Genomic DNA, 18,121 nt, shown 5'->3' on the forward strand with positions numbered 1-18,121 from the left:
GAAGTGAGAGTGACCGCCCGTCTGCGCTGCCGGTGCGGGGGTTTCTGTCACTCGATAGTTTTCCGTCCGGGATCGCTCGTTGGGTGACGAGCATGTAGCGAACGTGTGCCGTCGTGAAACATCTGTGTTTCGTACGTTTCTGCCCGGTGACAGAAACTTCACACCAGGCGATTCGATGCCAGGATGAGCACATGGCCACCACCACCGGCGCAGGCCGACCGAGACTCAGCACGAAGAAGCGCCCGGGTGACACGGCACGCGAGGAGATTCTGGACGCGTCTGCCGAGCTGTTCACGACGCGGGGTTACACGAGCACATCGACGCGCATGATCGCCGACGCGGTCGGGCTTCGTCAGGCATCTCTGTACCACCACTTCGCGGGCAAGGACGACATCCTCGACGCACTCCTCGGCGGAACCGTCGACGAGCCGTTGGCTGTCGGTCGCGGGGTGGCGGAGAGCGACGCGTCGGCGGCGGTGAAGATGTACGCCCTCGTGCTGTTCGACGCGGATCAGCTGGCTCGCTCCACCTGGAACCTCGGAGCGCTCTATCTCCTGCCGGAATTGAGGGCGGATCGGTTCGACGCCTTCCGGCAGCACCGGTACGCGCTCATGAACATCTACGCGTCGCTGGCCTCGGCCACGGCATCCGAGCTGGGCGTCGATGCACTCCCCGGCACCGAGGAACTACCGTTTCGTCTGGTGGAGACCGTCGTGAACGGGAGGGCCGACGCCGAGAACGGCCGAGGAGTCCCCGCCGTCGAATACGCGAGGACCATCGCCGACGCGGCGGTGCGGGTGCTGGGCTGGGTCGGTCCCACCGACACCCTCCGCACGGAGGCAGTGCGGCTGTTGGACTGCTCGGCCGGCGTCGAGACCGTCTGGACGGCACGGCTCCCGTCCTGACCGCCGACGCGGCGAGAACGGGAGCCGGTGGTAGAGCGTCAGGCCATGTTGACTTCTTTCGTCTCGACGAGCGCCTTGGTGCACACGATGCTCAGAAGCGCGAGCACAGCGAGCATGATGCCGACCGACATGCTGCCGAACGACGCAGTCAGAGGCGCGGCCAAGATCGGAGGAACGGCACCGCCGAGCACCCCGGCGAGGTTGTAGCCGAGTCCCGCTCCCGTGTAACGAAAACGGGTCTGGAACAGCTCGGGCAGCAGTGCGCCGGTGGGACCGTATGCGATGCCGAAGATCAGGAGAGTGATGCACATTCCGAGGACGAATGCCGTCTCCGATCCCGAATCCAACAGTGGGAACAGAGCGAGCGACCACGGGACGGCGACGATGCACGACGTCATGATCACCCGGCGACGTCCGATGCGATCGGAGTAGGCCGCGGAAATCGCAGTTGCCAGGCCGAAGACGACGGCCGCGACGATGCCCGTGATCAGGACGAACGGGCGATCGAAGCCGAGTGTCTTGGTGCCGTAGCTCGTGAGGTAGGCGGTGCCCATGTAGAAGAGCGAGAACAACGACGCCAACGCGCCGGCGGCAAGCAGGATCTCTTTCTTCTGCACACGCCAGGCATCGAAGAACGGCAGACGCGACGGTCGATCGGTTCGGGTGTCGCGGAGCTGTCGATCGGCGCGGAAGATCGGTGTCTCCTCGATAGCAAGTCGCATGTACAGCCCGATCAGAACCAGTACGGCGCTGAACAGGAACGGAATGCGCCATCCGTAGTCCAGGAACGTCTGGTTGGTGTCGCCGAGCAAGGCTCCGGTGACCAGGAAGGTGGCACTGGAGAGTACGAATGCCGCGGACGGTCCCAGCTGGGGGAACATCGCGTAGAAGCCGCGTTTGTTCGTGGGTGCGTACTCGGCTGTCAGCAGTGTGGCCCCAGCCCATTCGCCACCGACGGCGAAACCCTGTCCGAACCGTAGGAGCACGAGGATGATCGGCGCGGCCACCCCGATGGTCTCGGCACCGGGGAGCAGTCCGATGACGAATGTCGAGATACCCATCAGCAGCAGTGTGGAGATGAGGGTCTTCTTGCGACCTATCCGATCGCCGAAGTGCCCGAACAACACTGCGCCCGCAGGACGCGCGACGAATGCGACGGCGAACGTCGCGAAGGACGCCACGGTGCCTGCTGTCGAGCCGAGCGCGGGAAAGAACACCGTCGGAAAGACGAGAGCGGCTGCGGTTCCGTAGATGAAGAAGTCGTAGAACTCGATCGTCGTCCCGATTCCGCTCGCGAACGCGACTCGGCGAACGCTGGTGGTCGGTCTGGACGTAGTCGGTCGCTCGGGGGCGGCTACGTCGGGTTTGGAAATATTGCTCATTGCACTCCTCGTGGACAGTGCTGGCTCGATGACCAGTACGAGGAAGGTATGTGACCGACGACACAGTGGACTACCCCCTGATGGGGGTAGCCGCACGGTCGCGTTCCCGGGCGACGACGAGCGGGTCTCGCCTCCTCGACGGGCGTAGTCGCATACTGGCAGGGTGACTGTTCTACCGAATCGGGCCGAGCGCCCCGACACGATGACGCCGCCGGCGCTGGAACCGCATGCCTAGGAAGAAGGATTCGGCCGGTCCGACGGCAGGCGTCTACGACATCGACACCGGTACGTGCGAGTTGATCAGGGACACACTCGTTTCCGACGGCTGGACCGTGCAGATCAACGGTGTGCCCAGTTCGCACATCGACATGGACGACCCCACCCAGCTCGACTTCGAGTACATGCGGTGGATGGCCGGACTCGTTCGGCACCACGACTTTCCGGGATCACGATTGCGAACATTGCATCTGGGCGGTGGAGCCTGCACTCTCGCACGGTATTTCGCCGCGGCGTACCCGGACGCGCGGCAGGTGGTCGTCGAACTCGACGGTAGGCTCGCCGAACTCGTCCGCGACTGGTTCGACCTTCCGCGCGCACCGCTGCTGCGCATCCGCGTCGGCGATGCACGTGAGGTGACCGAGACGCTCACCGAGAACAGTCGAGACGTGATCGTCCGTGACGTGTTCGCCGGCAGCACCACGCCGGAGGCGTTGCAGACGAGGGAATTCACCGATCATGTTCGACGCGTCCTCGCGCCCGGCGGTGTGTACGTCGTCAACTGTGGCGACACCCGGGACCTCCAGCGGACGCGGCGGGAGGCGTCGACCATCGGTTCGGTCTTTCCACACACGGCGATCGTCGCCGATCCCGCGATGCTGAAGGGCCGACGCTACGGCAACGTCGTCATCGCAGGCAGCGACGTCCCGCTGGCGCAGGAACCGGCTTTGGCTCGTGAGCTTCTCGGTGGCGGCGTACCGGCCCACGTGTGGCAGGACGAGCAGGTGCGCACGTTCGCTCGCGACGCGAAAGTTCTTCGAGACCCTGTGCAGAAACAGTAGTGTGAGCGGCGGACACCGTTCGCACACGAGGAGAGAAAATGGCACTGATCGCACTGCTCGATCTGAAGCTGAAGCCCGAGGTTCTCGACGACGCCAAGGTCGTGCTCGGCCGCGTGCTGGGTGAGACCCGCGCGTTCGACGGCTGCCTCGGTGTCGACGTCCTGATCGACGAGGCGGACGAGACCCATTGGATCGCCTACGAGCGGTGGGAGTCGTCGGACGCCGACGCGAAGTACCGCGAATTCCGGGCCGGCCCAGGCAAGATCACCGACCTCGCGCCGCTGCTCGCCGGCGCGCCGAGCCTCACCAAGTTCACGGTCGCCGACGTCTAGGACGAACGAAACATCTCAGGACGCGCTCGGCGCCTCGGGGCGACCGGTGAGGAAACCCTGCACCATGTCGACGCCCAGTTCGAGGGCGACGCGTAATTCACCCGCGGTCTCGACGCCTTCCATGATGAGGGTGGAGCCGACGTCGTGCGCGAACTTCGCGAGCGCGGCGGCTACGGCTCTGCGGGTCGGGTCGGTGTCGATACCGCGGACGAGAGAGATGTCGACTTTCAGCGCATCGGGTTTCAGCTCGACGACTTGGCGCAGACCGGAGAACCCTGCGCCGACGTCGTCCACCGAGATCCGAACCCCGGCGGCGCGCAGGCCCTCGACCGACCGCGCAACCGAACGGTAGTCGTCGACGCGTTCGTGTTCGGTGATCTCGAGATACAGCGTGCGTGAGCAGACGTGCGGTGAGAGCCTGGCGAGAAGGTCGGTGGTTCTGATGGTTTCGGCGGAAGCGTTGATCGACACGAAAGCATCGGGCGGCAGGGTGGCCATGGCGCGAAGTGCTTCGTCGATGGCGGCCAGTTCGAGACGGGGCCCGATTCCCGCCTGCGACGCGTCGCGGAACCAGATCAACGGCGACCCGTGACCGAACGGAAAGCGTGACAGCGCTTCGTAACCGACGATTTCGGTCGTCGCGGTGTCGCAGATCGGTTGGAACACCACGCTCGGGCCGCCTGCCGCGATCATCGAGTCGATTTGGTCGCGTACCTGTAGTGGATCGATTCGGTGCACGGGCACCAGCGCCTGCGGGTGAACCTTGCTGCGGTACAGGTCGATGTCGGCGATCGCGATCAACTTGCGAAGCTGCGCCCCGGTCGTGTCCCCCCGCGTCGCGGCTTCCCCGGCCGAGCCGACACTGGCCGTGAAGGGTGGGCCGTCGACGGTTTCCTCCAGCGCGGCCCGAATCCGCCGCTCGATACCGTCGACGTCGGTTCTGGATCCGACATGGACGCAGACGAATTCGTCGCCTCCGAGCCGGGCGACGACCGTGTCCGACGACGCGGCACCGCGGAGCCGGTTCGCGACGTCGACCAGGACCGCGTCACCGGAGGGATGGCCGTAGCGGTCGTTGATCGCCTTGAACCCGTCGATGTCGATGACCAGTACGCCGATCACGATGTCCTCGCGCGGCGAGTCCGGTACGGACTCGTTGAACTCCTCGACGGCCTCGAACAGTCCGCGACGATTGAACAAGCCCGTCAACGAGTCTCGTAGCGCGACCTCGGCCTTTCTGCGGAGGTCGTGCAGATACGGCCGAACCGCGAACGGCACGACGAACAGGGCGCCCAACGTGACGCACCGCGAACCGGCCAACCACGGATCGATTCCGTCCAGAACCGACAGGACGGCGAAGACGGCGAGCGCCCCGATCGAGAACACCAGATGCAGGACCAGCATCTGCTGCGAGGTCGCCACGATCGCGAACACGGCGATGACGGCGAACATCGCACACCCGGGCATCGCGGCGAACGGTGACTCGAAAGCCAGCAGGACACCGAGGATTCCGACGTCGGCCCACAGCACGTTGAGGGCGGCGAGACGCGGGCTGGGCCAACTGCCGAGGCACCACGCCACGGCGACAGGAACGGTCGACAGAGTGGCAAGTCCTACGAAGATCGATTCACCGGTACTGAACTGGCCCGACGGAATGACCAGCATTCCGGCCAGCCCGAACGAGAGAGTCATCGCGCCGACGAGCAGACGTGCCCATCGCTGATCGTCTGGTGCAGGGGACCACGATCGGTCACCGGTCAGCAGGTCGAACGTGGCCGACCGCGACGGGAGAATGTCGCCCACCGATATGTGGCCTCTCGTTCTAGGACCATGTGCACCACGGGATCATCCGTGAATCACTCGATCATGTCGTATCGGCCCCGACCCGATGAAAGAAACCGTACCAGTGCCGGGTTCGAGTGTTCATTCGAATCCCGCACTTGGCTTGTCGTGTCGAAACAGTCCGCTGTCGAGCGTTCGAGACTTTCCGCCGACGGCCGTCGGTCACGTCAGACCATGTCCTTGCGCGTCAACCAGCGCAGTGTCGGCCAACCGCAGAAGACCGGGAGCCAGCATGTCAGGACGCGGTACAGCAGCACCGACGGCACCGCGACGCTCGCGGGCAGGCCGAAGGTGGCCAGGCCGCCGATCAGAGCTGCCTCGACGGCGCCGACGCCGCCGGGCGTGGGCGCGGCCGATGCGAGCGTTCCGCCGATCATCGTCACGACGGTGACGGTCACGAAGGTGGTTCCGCCGCCGAATGCCTCGACGCTGGCCCACAGTGCGAGCGCGGCGCCGAGTGTGGTTGCAGCACAGCCGAGAACGATCAGCAGGAATCGCTTGGGGTCCTTGGCAAGCTGTCCGAGTTCACCGAACACCTCGGTGAGCTGGGGGCGAACGGCGTTGCGCAACCACCGCCGTAGCGTCGGGACGAACATGAACGTGCCGACGATGCCCAGTGCGACACCGGCGATCAGGTACAGAACCGTCGGATCCGGAACGAAGTGCGCGAGATCGGCCGACGTGCCCGCGACCACGCTGAAGAACACCAACAGCGATACGTGCGTGATCACCTGGACCGACTGTTGCAGTGCGACAGCGGCCGTCGCGCGGACAGCGCCGAGCCCGCCCTTCTGCAGGAATCGCACGCTGAGCGCCAGGCCGCCGACACCTGCGGGCGTCGTCGTGGCCGCGAACGTGTTGGCCACCTGCATGATCGTCAGATTCTTGAAGCTGACCATGCCGAAGGCGCACGCCCACAACGCCGCGGCGGCACCGATGTACGTCAGTGCCGACACGGCGAGTCCGAGCAGTGCCCACCACCAGTTGGCCGTTCGCAGTTCGCTGACGAACGTCGGGACTGCGCTGATGAACGGGTAGGCGACGTAGACGAGTCCGATCAGCAGGACGAGTTGGATGATCTGGTTTCGCGTGAAACGTGTGACCTGCTCGGCGCGAATCTCGTCGGTGCCGGTCTGCTTCACCACCTCGTCGCGTACCGCGTTCATCACGCCGGTGCCGTCGGGTACGGACTTTCGCACCCGCGCGGGAATCGCGGAACGGGTGAGTCGTCCCGACGCGGTCAGCACGGTCTGCGTGCCCAGCGTGTCGATGGCGATGCGGACCGCGCGTTCCTCACCGAAGAGTGCCGACGTCGAAATCAACAGCTGCGCGACGTCCGACTGCATCTGAGCGTCCGACGCGCCGAGCTCGGCGTTGGAGAATCCGCCGAACAGGGCGGTCCCCTCGTCGTCTCTGAGCTCGGCGCTGCGCAGGTCACCGTGCGAGATCTGATGTGAATGCAGTATCTGCAGTCCCTTCCAGATACTGGTGGCCAGTGCGTCCTCCGACGATTCGTCGACGGGAACACCGCGCGGCGCGGTGTGTGCGTACATCGCCCAGCCGCGCGCGAGCGCCGAAACCGCCAGCGGTCTGCTGCTGGCCACGCCCAGGTCACCGATGGCGATACCCATCAGAGCGCGATGTTCGACGGCTCGTCGCATCGACGCGTGCAGTGGCGCACTCTCGCTGTTGCGGAACGACAGCCAGCGCCACGCCTGCCGGAGAGCGCCCCCGCTGCGTTGGTTCTGCCCGTACATCTCGACGACGATGTTCGGTTCCGCACCGCGCACAGCCGCGGCGAGCACGAGCGGTCCCGGCCCGGCGGGCTTCAGAACGCGGAACGAGTCGACGGGATGGCCCCGCTCGGCGAGCAGGCGAGCGGCCGCGTCGAGCGGAACCTCGAGTGCCGGGGTGCCGACGAACAGCACGATGATCGCGCCGACGCACCAGCCGACCGACAGGCCGAGCAGCGACCGCGCAGGCACGACGGTGCTGACGAACAGGTGGATCGGGACGAACGCCAACAGCAGGAACCACCACAGCCGACGCCATCGCGCGGGCAACCAGGGGCCGGACACCGTCAGGACCGCGGCGAGCATGGCGATCCACCGGGAGTCGTCGAGGAATTGAGACAGGAACGTGTCGAGGCGGTCGGGTACGTCGAGGTGCCATGCGGGCGTCGAGATTCCGGTGCCGGTGATGGACAACGCCAGCCCCGCGATGAGTCCTGCTGCCGCATACCCGGCCAGCAGCTTCCATTGCCGACGCGCGATCAACCCGATCAGAATGCCGAACGGCAGAGCCAGGATCGCGACGCCGTACAACAGGTAGACGAGGTTGGACTGGTCGGGGCTGAGGACACCGACGATGTTCGACACCGACTTCTCGAGCGCGTCCCACTGCCCGCGAGTGATCAGCGACCCGGCGATGACGGCGGCCAGCAGAACGAGCGACAACACGAGACGCAGGATGTCGCTCGTGCGCCGATTCAAAGGCTGCAGCAGGCTCCCGCTGACCGGAATATCCCGCCCGTCGACCCGCATGCTGTGTCTGTTCCTCGTCGGTTGCCTCGCTGGTTGATGTGGGGTCAACCTACCGTGCCGTGCCGTGGACCCGCGAACGTCTCCCGTGAAAATCGGTGGAATCGGACATCGCATCGGGTTACCGTCACCGAGTGCACATCGCCATGATCGGCTGTACCGCGCCGAGTCATATTTATCCGTCGCTCGGCCTGATCGCCGAGCTGGTGCGACGCGGACACCGCCTCACGTACGCGGTCGGCGCATCGATGGCCGGCGTCGTCGAACCTGCTGGTGCTCAGCTCGTTTCGTTCGATTCGATACTGCCGCAGGGTGAAGCGGCCTGGCCCGAGGATCCGGCGTCGGCGATGCGGGTGTTTCTCGACGAGGCGATCGAATCGTTCCCGATTCTCACCGAGTTCTACGACGCCGACCGTCCGGATCTGTTGCTGTACGACATCGGCGGTCTTGCGGCTCCGATCCTCGGGCGCCGCTACGGTGTTCCGGCAGTGCAGCTTTCGCCGACCTACGTCGCGTGGCGAGGCTACGAGGACGAGATGGGTGAGGCGCTGGAGTCGATCCGGCAGTCCGATGCCGGCAGGGACTACCGCGACACCTACGCGAAGTGGTTGCAAGACAACGGGATCGAAGCCGACCCATGGGAGTGGATCACGTATCCGGAGAGCGTGCTGTCGCTGATTCCACGCGCGATGCAGCCGAATGCCGATCGGGTGCCGGGTTCGGTGCAGTTCGTCGGGCCGTGTCTCGACCCGGCTCGGATGGCAGACCAGTGCTGGAGCGCACCCGCCGGCAGGAAAACTCTGCTCGTCTCGTTCGGCACCGGATTCAACGAACGCCCCGACTTCTATCGCCTGTGTATCGACGCGTTCCGTGACTCGGATTGGCACGTCGTCATCGCGATCGGCTACCGCGTCGACGCGGCATCTCTCGGTGAAGTGCCGTCGAACATCGAACTGCATCAACAAGTTCCGCAACTGACGGTGTTGGCGGCCGCGTCGGCGTTCGTCACACACGCCGGTATGGGCGGGTGCACCGAGGCGCTGTGGTTCGCCGTGCCCACCGTGGCCGTTCCTCAGGCTGTCGACCAGTTCGGCAACGCGGCGATGCTCGAGGAGTTGGGCGTCGGAGTGCAACTCGCCGACGGCGACGTCACCGCGAACGCGCTGCGTGAGGCCGTGGACACCGTCGCCGGCTCGGCGGACATCGCCGCACGACTGGCAGGCATCAGCGCCGACATCAGAGCGCACGGCGGCATCGAGAGTGCAGCAGACGCCGTCGAAGCTAGTCTTCGAGCACGCTGACGCTCACTCCGTACGGCAGGAACCGCACCTTGCGCGTCGGATCAGTGTTGTCCTTGTGCGCACGCAGCGCGTCGAGTTCCGTCGCGAAGACCTGGTCGATGCGTGCGGAACCGTCGTCGGCTGCGGTGTAGATCGCCCACACGCCGTCGCCCTTCGCGCCCGTCGTCTCGGGCTCCGGGGCAGGCCGCGACGGCGTCTCGCCGAAGAACGCGCCCCAGGGCGTTCCCCCGCCGGATTGTCCGATGAACTTGCCCACCTGGTCGACGACGTCGCGCAGTCCGTCGCTCGCCTCTTTCGCGAAGCGATCGAAGTCCTCGGGGTCGATTCCGAAAGGTCCGTTGTTGGTCATGTCTCCAGTGTGCGCTCGCTGTACGTCGACGCGCACCTCGGATCGCTCTCCGTCGCGCAGGTTGCAGCAGGCGCGCACGTTGYAACCTGCGCGTTTGCYGGAAGGTGCGCGGCTACGGTTGCGGCCTCGACCTCACCCCTGATCTGCGCAGGTTGCAGCAGGCGCGCGCGTTGTAACCTGCGCGTTTGCTGGAAGGTGCGCGGCTACGGTTGCGGCCTCGACCTCACCCCTGATCTGCGCAGGTCTCGACCTCACCCCTGATCTGCGCAGGTTGCAGCAGGCGCGCACGTTGCAACCTGCGCGTTCGCTGGAAGGTGCGCGGCTACGGTCACGGCCTAGACCTCACCCCTGATCTGCGCAGGTTGCAGCACGTGCGCGCGTTGTAACCTGCGCGTTCGCTGCAAGGTGCGCGGCTACGGTCACGGCCGGTGCAGCCGCACTACTGCTGAAGCCGTGACCCGATGGTCTGGTGCAGCGCCCGCAGACTGTTCTGCCCCAACGAGACGGTCTGCGACTCGATGTGGCGGAGCAGGTGACCGTCGTCGAGAACCTTCTCACTGGACTGGATGAGAACGGTTCCGGCGCCCGTGAAGTCGAACTGCCGCTCTTCACCGCTGTTCGCGCCGAGGAATCCGCGGGCCGCACCGAGGAAGTTCTGCATCCACCCGGCGTCGAAGTGATGCGACGGCGACGGGCAATCGGCCCATCCGACGAGCGCTTCGGGGTCGATGCGCAGCGGCGGTTCGGCGAACATGACCTGCCCGTTCGACGACGCCAGGAATTTCCCGGTGCCGAGGAGCGTCAGGAACCCGGGCACGATCGACTGCTTCAGATCGAGCGTCGGCTCGAACGCGAGGAGGTTCGCGGCGCGGATCGTCAGGTTGCCCTCGTCGAGGTCGTAGGAGTTGATGTTGAAGCCCCGGTCACCGAGGATCAGCTTCCCCTGCCCCTGCGCGAGAACCCAGTCGTTCGAGTACAGCGGCGACGAGAAACGCGCGGCGACGATGGCGGGCATCGACGTCTGTCCGAGCGGCTCGAACCGCACGTTGCCGTAGTACGCGATCATCGCGCCCTTCGACGTGAACCACGGCTGACCTGCTAGTTCGACGCAGAAGGCGTAGTCGTTGCCGGGCACGTTGTCGTTGACCGGGAGGGTGTAGGGAGTGTGCACTTCGGCGGGAGTGGAGCCCGCGGAATGACCCGGAAAAGTAGTCATGAGGGCCTCAGAATTTCTGCTCGGACGCCTGGACCCACACGGTGCCCATGCCGGTCATCTTCAGTTGCATCGCCTCACCGCTTCCGCGGCCGACGGCGTCGCGCCAGCCCACGTTGGCCGAGATGTCGACCTGGATGTTTCCGATGTGGCAGACGTACGCCTGCGGATCGACCACCACGTGCGGGCGTTGCGGCCCGACCTCCAGCGGAATCGCACCGCCGTGTGAGAGAACCGCGACGGTGCCCTGCCCGCTGAGTTGGGTGGTGAACAGACCTTGGCCGGTCATCGCGCCGCGCACGGCTCCACGGACACCGCCTTGCGACGTCAATGCCACGACCGAGGTCTGCAGGTACCCGTCGTGCGCGAGGAGGCGATCGGCTTCGACGGTCAGCAGCGACGAGCCGTCGAGATGAATGACTTCGACGTACAGGCCTGCGTGGCCGTAGAAGACCTCGCCCTGGCCTTCGGCGGCCATCATCGAGACGTGTTCACCGGACATCATCCGTCCGGCCATTCCCGCGACCCCACCCAGACTCGGCATGCCTGCCGCCGAGCCGCCCATCGAATGAGGAACGAAGCGGACATCGCCGGTGTAGTAGAGCATCGCGCCCTTGCGGGCCAACACGTTCTGGCCCTGCGCGAGTGTCGTTTTGACGACCTTGCTGTTGACGACTTCGAGCGGCACGTCAGCGCTCCTCGGGTTGGATGTAGACGACGCCTTGGCCGTCGAAACGAAGCGAGAACGCCTCACCGCTGCCGCCGCCGATGGCGGAACGCCACGTGACGTCGGTGACGAAGCTCTGGTTCAGTGGGCCGCGGTGCGCGACGAAGGCGTCCGGGTCCACGACGAGGGGGTACTGCGGGTCGACGGCGAGTGCGATGAGCGGACCACCCGCCGACAGCAGCGCGACGGCGCCGGATCCGCTGACGACGGTGGTGAACAGACCTTGACCCGACGACGCGCCACGCAGGCCGCTGAACTTCACCTCGGTTTTCAGCTGACCCGTCAGTGCGAGAAGTTGTGACGCCTCGACGTGCATCGAGTCGCCGGCCAGTTCGACGACCGTGATGTCCTGTGCGTCGACGGCGAAGTAGACGGTGCCCTGGCCGGAAACCTCCATGAGAGAGAGGGATTCACCGGCGACCTTCTGTTTCAACGCGGCTCTCAGTCCGCCGCCGCCACCCATGCCCGCGTTCTTGAAGGAAACGTCGCCTTCGTAGGCGACCATCGATCCCGACATCGCGCGCAGCGAATCGCCTGTCAGATTCGCGACGAGCACGCGGTGCCCGTTCGTCGTCAGCTGTGCCACGGGGGAACTATGCCACGGCCCGTTCCCCCGTGCCAGCTGTTGCGCCCCGTGCGTGGGAATGTACAGCCCGCTATACATTCCCACGCACGTCAGACGAGCGGTTTCAGCGTCTTACCTGCGAGTTCGACGATGCCGGGCTGGTGTCCGTTGGTCACCAGGTTGATGATCACGCCGTCGATGCCCTGGTCGAGGACGCGTCGCTGGACTTGCTCGGCGACGTCGTCGGGGGTGCCGCAGAACTGGCGATCGGTGGCTGCTGCCTTGTCGTCGTCCGAGAGGTTCGACAGGTCGACGCCCGTCGACAGCAAGTAGTCGTGTTGGAGCTGCCGGGCCTTGTCGCCGTCCTCGTCGATGATCACGAACGCGAGGAAGCTGGTCTCGAGGTCCTTCGGGTCGCGATCGATCTCCTCGCACCGGGCCTCGACGGCCTTGACCTTGCGTGGCAATTCGCTTGCGTCGCAGATGATGTTGAGGTGATCGGCGAACTGGGCGGCCAAGCCGAAGGTCTTCTTCTCACCGCCACCGCCGAGCATGATCGGAAGGTCGTCGCGAATACGGGGTTCGTTGATGGCCTCGTCGACCTGGTACCAGAGTCCGTCGAATGTCGGACGCTGTCCGCGCAGCATCGGCTCGATGATCTGCAGCGCCTCGTCCAGGCGTTCGAACCTGTCGGTGAACGTACCGAACTCGAGCCCGAAGCTGTTGTGCTCCAACTCGAACCAGCCTGCGCCGATACCGAGGATAGCGCGGCCGCCGCTGACGACGTCGAGCGTCGTGACGGTCTTGGCGAGGATTGCCGGGTTCCGATAGGTGTTTCCGGTGACGAGTGCCGACAACTGGATGGTGTCGGTGGCCGTCGCGAGGCCGGACAGTGCGGTGTACGCCTCGAGCATGGGCTCGTCGGGCGCACCGATTCCGGGCAGTTGGTAGAAGTGGTCCATGACGAAGGCAGTGTCGAATCCTGCTGCCTCAGCCTCGCGCGCCTGCGCGATGACCGTGGGGAACAGTTCCTTCACGGAACCCGAGTAGCTGAAGTTGGGCATCTGGTATCCGAGACGAATGGTCACCTGGTCAACGCTACTCGCGGTCCGGCGGTGATGCGTCGTTTGCGCCCCGATACGCGCGGACGAGGCGCACCATGGACCGATGACACTCGAACTGACCCGATCCCCGTTCTCCGGATTCGCCGTCGACGACATCGAGGCGGCCCGATCCTTCTACGCCGACACACTCGGAATGACCGTGGTCGACGGCGAGATGGGGCTGATCCATCTTCGCCTGAGCGAGAACTCCGAGGTGTTGGTCTATCCCAGGCCTGGGCACACGCCCGCCCCGTACACGATTCTCAACTTCCCCGTCGCCGACATCGAGGCCGCGGTCGACGCGTTGACGGCCAAAGGTGTGGTGTTCCAGCAGTATCCGGACATGGGCACCGACGAGCGTGGCATCTTTCGCGGTGGTGGGCCGTTGATCGCGTGGTTCACCGACCCGGCAGGCAACGTTCTGTCCGTGTTGGAGGCGTGACTCAGGCTGTCGGACTGCCTGTTTCGAGTGTCGCCATCTGCGTTCGCCGGACGCCGGTCGTGGTCACCCACTCCAGCCGCACGATCTCGCCGGGTCGTCGTCCCACCATCTCCGCGGCGAGATCGTCGGACGAGCGGACCGGGCGGCCGTCGAACGAGACGATGACGTCACCGCGTACGAGGCCCGTCCGTTCTGCAGGCGAGTTGTACTCGACTCCGACGACCGAGGCCCCCTGTGACGGGTTCGCGTTCCAGGCCGACACATCTCGGACCTGCACGCCGAGGAACGGCGTCGGGCCCACGTGAACCGTTCCTGCAGAACGGCCTTCGCGAATCTGGTCGACGACGGTCATGGCGATGTCGATCGGGATCGCGTACGCTTCCGGCGCCTGAGTGAGCCTGGCTTCGTCGGACAGGCCTGCCGCGTCGACGCCGATGACACTCCCCCACGCGTCGACGAGCGGCCCTCCCGAGTCACCTGCTCGGACGTCGGCGTCGATCTGGATCATTCCGGTCAGCTCGTTGCGTGAGCCGTCGACGGAACTCTGCGCGGTGACGGTCTTGTCGAGCGCGACGACCTGTCCCGGGGCCGGAACGAGAACCCCTGCGCCCGAAGCGTTTCCGATTGCCGTCACTGCGTCCCCGACGGCTACGTCCGCGGAACGTCCGATCACGGCCACCGGGAGGCCTGCTGCCGAATCCAACTTCAGGACCGCGAGGTCACGCGTCTTGTCGTACCCCAGAACCGATGCGTCGTACATCAGTCCGTTGCCCACCGCGGTGACCGAAGCTGCGGTCTCGATGACGTGGTAATTCGTCAGGACGAGACCGGCCGGGTCGACGACGAATCCCGTCCCTGCAACTCCCGACGTTCCCCACTCGGCGGTGATCGTGACGACGGACGGGTCGACCTGGCTCGTGATCTGCTCGGGGGTGAGCGGGAGTGGCGACGGTGCGGCGACCGGCGGAGGTGACGGCGGTGCGTCGACCACGCCAGGGGTGAGCGGCGCCGCGAACGCCGACGCAGCAGCGGTCAGCACGACGAGGAGTGCCGCTCTGCCAGCCGCCTGCATGAGGGTCGATTATTGCTCAGTTCTCACTAAGCGCGCACCTTTCAGCGAATGCGCAGGTTGCAACCTGCGCATTCGCTGAAACGTGCGCGTACGGGGCTCAGCGAAACAGCGTCACGGATTCGACGGTCAGGGATCCGGGTGCGAAGTTCACGAACACGACACCTCGTTCGGTACCCCATCGAACTGTCGCGCTGACGGTGCGTCCGGCGGCGATGAACTTCTCGAACGTCGCGCCGTCATGGTCGGAGCGCAGTCGGTCTGCCGCGACGGACTTGCCCTTCGCGCCGACGGATCGAAGGCCGGACATGAAACCGACAAGGCCTGACACACCCTGATTTCCGATCATCTGAGGAGTCAGGGCGATCGACGACCGCACTCCCGCGAATCCGCCGCGCAGCAGTTGGCCGATCATGGACGCCAACTCCCAATGCGCGGCGAGTCGTGCGATCTCGAGCGAACCACCGTCGTCGACGAGGTCGTAGCGCAGATGCATCGGGACCGTCACGACCCCGCCCGCCGACATGGTGATCGTCAGCGACAGGTCTCGAACGACGGACATCCCGGACACCATGTCGTGCTCGACGTGGAATTCGATCGTGTTCGGCGCGATGAACGTGTCGTAGAAGCGCGCGATCGCGTCGTGACCCCGATGGGGCCGCGACCCCACCGGATCGTTGACGACCCCGTCCCGGGCGTAGAGATCGACCCACGCGGTGCGGTCGTGCACGGCCACCGCGGCAGGCGAGCCCTCGACGAAGGCCAGCAGTTTATCCGAGGCGTACACGCTTCGACGCTATATCGGCGCGCCAGGTCAGGTCTTGGAATCGGCGAGATCGAGTAGACGCGCACGCTGTGGTCGGACGCACGTCGAATTGCTGGCTATTCGGCGTGCGTGTGGCCATTCGGTGCGCGTTTGTCGTGTTGCCTACCGCGCCGTCACGGCCCTCGGCACATCCGCCCGCAACGTGAAGTCGGTGACGAACTCGCCGTCTTCGGGCACGAAACGCCGTCGCGGATCGAAATTCTCGACGTCGAATCGGTCGAGCGACGGCGAATGGGTCGTGACGGCCATCGTGCCGCCGTCCAGGTCGAACTGCAGCAGTCGCTGGAAGCCCGTGGTGCGTTCGCCGTCGACCTCGAAGTACTGGTAATCGGCGAGCAGCTGAACGACGGTGCGATCGGTGTCCCCGATCTGCCGGTCGACGACGGTCGCCTGCCCGTCGACGTGGCCGGACAGTACGAGGAACACCGAATCATGCGGTACTACAAGCCGATTCCAGATCTGCTGTCCCGAACTCGCGCCGATGTCCCCGAAGGCCATCAGCTTCTTCTCGCCACCTTCGTCGAGGTAGTAGTGCGTTCCGATGACGACGTTGCGATCCGGGTGCTCGTCCAACACTTGCTCGGCCCATTGCATGACCTTCTCGGGCGGGTTGTACCCGATGTACAGCATCAGGAATTTGGCACCTGCGATGTCGATCAGGTCGTAGTGTGCCGAATTGTCCGTAGGTGTAAAGGAATCCCCCCACCACGGCTGATTCTCGTACCGCTGCGGACCGAAGTATTCGTTGTAGAGCTCGTGGTTCTGCTCGTGCATCCCCGGTACGAGCTTGCCTGCGACGTTCCACAGATTGTCGTGATTTCCGGGCAGTACGCCGTGGGGGATCTCGGCGTCCTCCAACACTTTCATGGCCTCGCTCGCAGCGTCGAACTCGATGCGCGACTGCGTGTCCGGACGCCCGGGGCTGATCCAGCTCTGGATGATGTCTCCGGTGTGCATGCTGTATTCGATGCCGTATTTCTCGGCGTTGTCGACGGTCCATCGTGTCATGTCGTCGTACACACCCGGGTCGTCGCGGGAGATGTACTGGGTGTCGGTGATGTGTTGCAGCGCAAAGTCGTACGTGCCGGGCGTCGCGAATGTTGCATCGGGTCCGGCGTTGTCGTTCGCGAACGAGCGGTCCTCGCGCGGCGAGTCGACGATCATCACTTCGAGTGTGCCGTCGATGTTCGCGACCGTCGCCGTGAGATCGATGGGCCCACCGGGCATCGACGGGGTCGCGGTGGCCACTGCCGGACCCCACGACTCGGTTCCCGGAGCGCGGACGTGCATGGCGAGATCGTTCAGGTTGACCGACGTTCCGGTCCAGTCCATCTGCGCGACGGTGACATCGGGCCCGAAGGTCACCGTGTAGCGGAGATACGGGTAGTCGTCCCATCCGGAGGTGCGGGCCGACGAGTCCGAGAACTCTTCCCCGTCCAGGACGCCCGCGACCATGTCGGCTGTGATGGGCGCGGGTTCGGCCGTCAGACCGAGCGCGGGAACAGCGGCCGCGGGCACCTGGGTCGGCAGTCTCGACGGATCGGCGACGGCGTCGGCCCCGACGAGCGCACAGGCAAGGAGAAGAGATCCGACGGTCGGGAGGCTCCGCCACCCGTGCGCGGATAGTTGGTCCATAGTCCAACTATGCGCGCACGGGCAGCGACGCTGCAATGTGCGTGAGACGCGCGGCCGCGTCGCACACTCGGTCGATCTTGTCCTGAAGCGCGTCCCCTTCGAAGGCCTCGACGCGTCCGCCGATGCTGATCGACGCCACGGCCGTCCCGTCACGCCCGAGTATCGGTGCCGCGACGGCGGCGACGCCGTCCAGGTAGTCGGAACTGCTGACCGAATATCCCGCGGCCCGAACGGAATCCAAGTGCTCGGAGAGCGCGGTGGCGTCCGTCAATGTGCGGTCGGTGTACGCCGGCAGTTCGCGTCGAAACCATCGCTCTCGCAACGTATTCGAGAACGCAAGCATCGCGATGGGGCCGGCGGCGGCGTGGTACGGCATGACCGATCCGATGTTGATCCCGGCGACGACGAGAGGGTTGTGGCCTTCGAGCCGGTCGATGCACACGGCGCCCTCGTCGGCCGGGACCATCAGGAATGCGGTGTCGCCGAACGTGGTCGCCAAGCCCTCCATGTACGGACGGGCGGCGGTGCGAAGGTCGAGCTGAACGAGTGCGGCCGAACCGATTTCGAACAACGGCATCGCCACGCGATACGAGCCTTCGGACGTGCGGTCGATCCATCCCGCGTGGATGAGTGTCGCCATGAGTCGATGCACGGTGGTCTTGTTCATGCCGCTCGCCGAGGTCAGATCGTTCAGTGTCCAGACGGGCCTGGACGCGTCGAAGTGCTCGAGCAGGCTGCAGGCTTTCAGTACGGCCCCGACGATGTCGCGGCCCGACCGGTCGTCGGACTCGATGGGCGCAACCACAGATGCTCACTCTTTCGTCGGCTCGAA

The 18,121-nt window shown here is 65.4% G+C and carries 17 protein-coding genes; 5 read left to right on the forward strand and 12 right to left on the reverse strand.

Features of this window, described 5'->3' with window-relative positions; genetic code table 11:
- Positions 1–191 precede the first annotated feature (191 nt).
- Positions 192–905: a TetR/AcrR family transcriptional regulator gene (locus A3K89_RS22220; protein ID WP_068430823.1), complete on the forward strand. Its 714-nt coding sequence runs from the start codon at positions 192–194 to the stop codon at positions 903–905.
- A 38-nt stretch (positions 906–943) separates the two neighbouring features.
- On the opposite strand, the gene A3K89_RS22225 is transcribed toward A3K89_RS22220, so the two are convergent.
- Positions 944–2,287: an MFS transporter gene (locus tag A3K89_RS22225; RefSeq protein WP_068430826.1), complete on the reverse strand. Its 1,344-nt coding sequence runs from the start codon at positions 2,285–2,287 to the stop codon at positions 944–946.
- A 227-nt stretch (positions 2,288–2,514) separates the two neighbouring features.
- Between A3K89_RS22225 and A3K89_RS22230 the strand changes: the two genes are divergently transcribed.
- Together A3K89_RS22230 and A3K89_RS22235 are read left to right on the forward strand one after the other, a co-directional pair.
- Positions 2,515–3,345: a spermidine synthase gene (locus tag A3K89_RS22230; protein WP_068430829.1), complete on the forward strand. Its 831-nt coding sequence runs from the start codon at positions 2,515–2,517 to the stop codon at positions 3,343–3,345.
- A gap of 38 nt (positions 3,346–3,383) precedes the next feature.
- On the forward strand, positions 3,384–3,677 hold the full coding sequence (locus A3K89_RS22235) for a putative quinol monooxygenase (protein ID WP_068430832.1): 294 nt from the start codon (positions 3,384–3,386) through the stop codon (positions 3,675–3,677).
- Positions 3,678–3,692: 15 nt separating this feature from the next.
- Here A3K89_RS22235 and A3K89_RS22240 read toward each other — a convergent pair whose 3' ends face one another.
- Positions 3,693–5,480, reverse strand: a complete 1,788-nt coding sequence (locus A3K89_RS22240) for a bifunctional diguanylate cyclase/phosphodiesterase (protein WP_254303633.1) — start codon at positions 5,478–5,480, stop codon at positions 3,693–3,695.
- Between the two features lie 206 nt (positions 5,481–5,686).
- A complete protein-coding gene (locus A3K89_RS22245) occupies positions 5,687–8,062 on the reverse strand; it encodes a lysylphosphatidylglycerol synthase transmembrane domain-containing protein (protein WP_068430835.1) in 2,376 nt (791 codons plus the stop codon).
- Between the two features lie 131 nt (positions 8,063–8,193).
- Here A3K89_RS22245 and A3K89_RS22250 point away from each other — a divergent pair, with 131 nt between their 5' ends.
- Positions 8,194–9,360: a macrolide family glycosyltransferase gene (locus A3K89_RS22250; protein WP_217266282.1), complete on the forward strand. Its 1,167-nt coding sequence runs from the start codon at positions 8,194–8,196 to the stop codon at positions 9,358–9,360.
- Here A3K89_RS22250 and A3K89_RS22255 read toward each other — a convergent pair.
- The 5 genes from A3K89_RS22255 to A3K89_RS22275 form a co-directional block, all read right to left on the reverse strand.
- Positions 9,341–9,709, reverse strand: a complete 369-nt coding sequence (locus tag A3K89_RS22255) for a hypothetical protein (RefSeq protein ID WP_068430840.1) — start codon at positions 9,707–9,709, stop codon at positions 9,341–9,343. The two genes, A3K89_RS22250 and A3K89_RS22255, sit on opposite strands and share 20 nt — an antisense overlap.
- Before the next feature lie 439 nt (positions 9,710–10,148).
- Entirely contained in the window at positions 10,149–10,925 is a 777-nt protein-coding gene (locus A3K89_RS22260; RefSeq protein WP_068430842.1) for an AIM24 family protein, read from the reverse strand.
- 7 nt (positions 10,926–10,932) lie between these two features.
- Positions 10,933–11,610: an AIM24 family protein gene (locus A3K89_RS22265; RefSeq protein WP_068430845.1), complete on the reverse strand. Its 678-nt coding sequence runs from the start codon at positions 11,608–11,610 to the stop codon at positions 10,933–10,935.
- A gap of 1 nt (position 11,611) precedes the next feature.
- Positions 11,612–12,205, reverse strand: coding sequence for an AIM24 family protein (locus A3K89_RS22270; RefSeq protein ID WP_068431065.1), 594 nt, complete (start codon positions 12,203–12,205; stop codon positions 11,612–11,614).
- A 119-nt stretch (positions 12,206–12,324) separates the two neighbouring features.
- Positions 12,325–13,302, reverse strand: a complete 978-nt coding sequence (locus A3K89_RS22275; protein ID WP_174551494.1) for an LLM class F420-dependent oxidoreductase — start codon at positions 13,300–13,302, stop codon at positions 12,325–12,327.
- Between the two features lie 79 nt (positions 13,303–13,381).
- Here A3K89_RS22275 and A3K89_RS22280 point away from each other — a divergent pair, with 79 nt between their 5' ends.
- Complete coding sequence (locus tag A3K89_RS22280; protein ID WP_068430847.1) at positions 13,382–13,759, forward strand: VOC family protein; 378 nt, start codon at positions 13,382–13,384, stop codon at positions 13,757–13,759.
- Position 13,760: 1 nt separating this feature from the next.
- On the opposite strand, the gene A3K89_RS22285 is transcribed toward A3K89_RS22280, so the two are convergent.
- The 4 genes from A3K89_RS22285 to A3K89_RS22300 all read right to left on the reverse strand — a co-directional run bounded on the left by A3K89_RS22285 (position 13,761) and on the right by A3K89_RS22300 (position 18,094).
- Positions 13,761–14,831: a S1C family serine protease gene (locus A3K89_RS22285; protein ID WP_068430848.1), complete on the reverse strand. Its 1,071-nt coding sequence runs from the start codon at positions 14,829–14,831 to the stop codon at positions 13,761–13,763.
- Positions 14,832–14,928: 97 nt separating this feature from the next.
- Entirely contained in the window at positions 14,929–15,615 is a 687-nt protein-coding gene (locus tag A3K89_RS22290) for a nuclear transport factor 2 family protein (RefSeq protein WP_068430849.1), read from the reverse strand.
- A 141-nt stretch (positions 15,616–15,756) separates the two neighbouring features.
- Complete coding sequence (locus A3K89_RS22295) at positions 15,757–17,289, reverse strand: metallophosphoesterase (protein ID WP_068430850.1); 1,533 nt, start codon at positions 17,287–17,289, stop codon at positions 15,757–15,759.
- Between the two features lie 7 nt (positions 17,290–17,296).
- Positions 17,297–18,094, reverse strand: coding sequence for an IclR family transcriptional regulator (locus tag A3K89_RS22300; RefSeq protein WP_068430851.1), 798 nt, complete (start codon positions 18,092–18,094; stop codon positions 17,297–17,299).
- Positions 18,095–18,121 lie beyond the last annotated feature (27 nt).

It is taken from the genome of Rhodococcoides kyotonense (assembly GCF_001645385.1).
GTDB lineage: Bacteria > Actinomycetota > Actinomycetes > Mycobacteriales > Mycobacteriaceae > Rhodococcoides > Rhodococcoides kyotonensis_B.

Excerpts from the sequence above, each read along its gene's own strand:
- A3K89_RS22285 (WP_068430848.1), bottom strand. The coding sequence starts at position 14,831 with ATGCAGGCGGCTGGCAGAGCGGCACTCCTCGTCGTGCTGACCGCTGCT.
- A3K89_RS22255 (WP_068430840.1), bottom strand. The coding sequence starts at position 9,709 with ATGACCAACAACGGACCTTTCGGAATCGACCCCGAGGACTTCGATCGC.
- A3K89_RS22260 (WP_068430842.1), bottom strand. The coding sequence starts at position 10,925 with ATGACTACTTTTCCGGGTCATTCCGCGGGCTCCACTCCCGCCGAAGTG.
- A3K89_RS22235 (WP_068430832.1), top strand. The coding sequence starts at position 3,384 with ATGGCACTGATCGCACTGCTCGATCTGAAGCTGAAGCCCGAGGTTCTC.
- A3K89_RS22220 (WP_068430823.1), top strand. The coding sequence starts at position 192 with ATGGCCACCACCACCGGCGCAGGCCGACCGAGACTCAGCACGAAGAAG.
- A3K89_RS22225 (WP_068430826.1), bottom strand. The coding sequence starts at position 2,287 with ATGAGCAATATTTCCAAACCCGACGTAGCCGCCCCCGAGCGACCGACT.
- A3K89_RS22280 (WP_068430847.1), top strand. The coding sequence starts at position 13,382 with ATGACACTCGAACTGACCCGATCCCCGTTCTCCGGATTCGCCGTCGAC.
- A3K89_RS22245 (WP_068430835.1), bottom strand. The coding sequence starts at position 8,062 with ATGCGGGTCGACGGGCGGGATATTCCGGTCAGCGGGAGCCTGCTGCAG.
- A3K89_RS22230 (WP_068430829.1), top strand. The coding sequence starts at position 2,515 with ATGCCTAGGAAGAAGGATTCGGCCGGTCCGACGGCAGGCGTCTACGAC.
- A3K89_RS22295 (WP_068430850.1), bottom strand. The coding sequence starts at position 17,289 with ATGGACCAACTATCCGCGCACGGGTGGCGGAGCCTCCCGACCGTCGGA.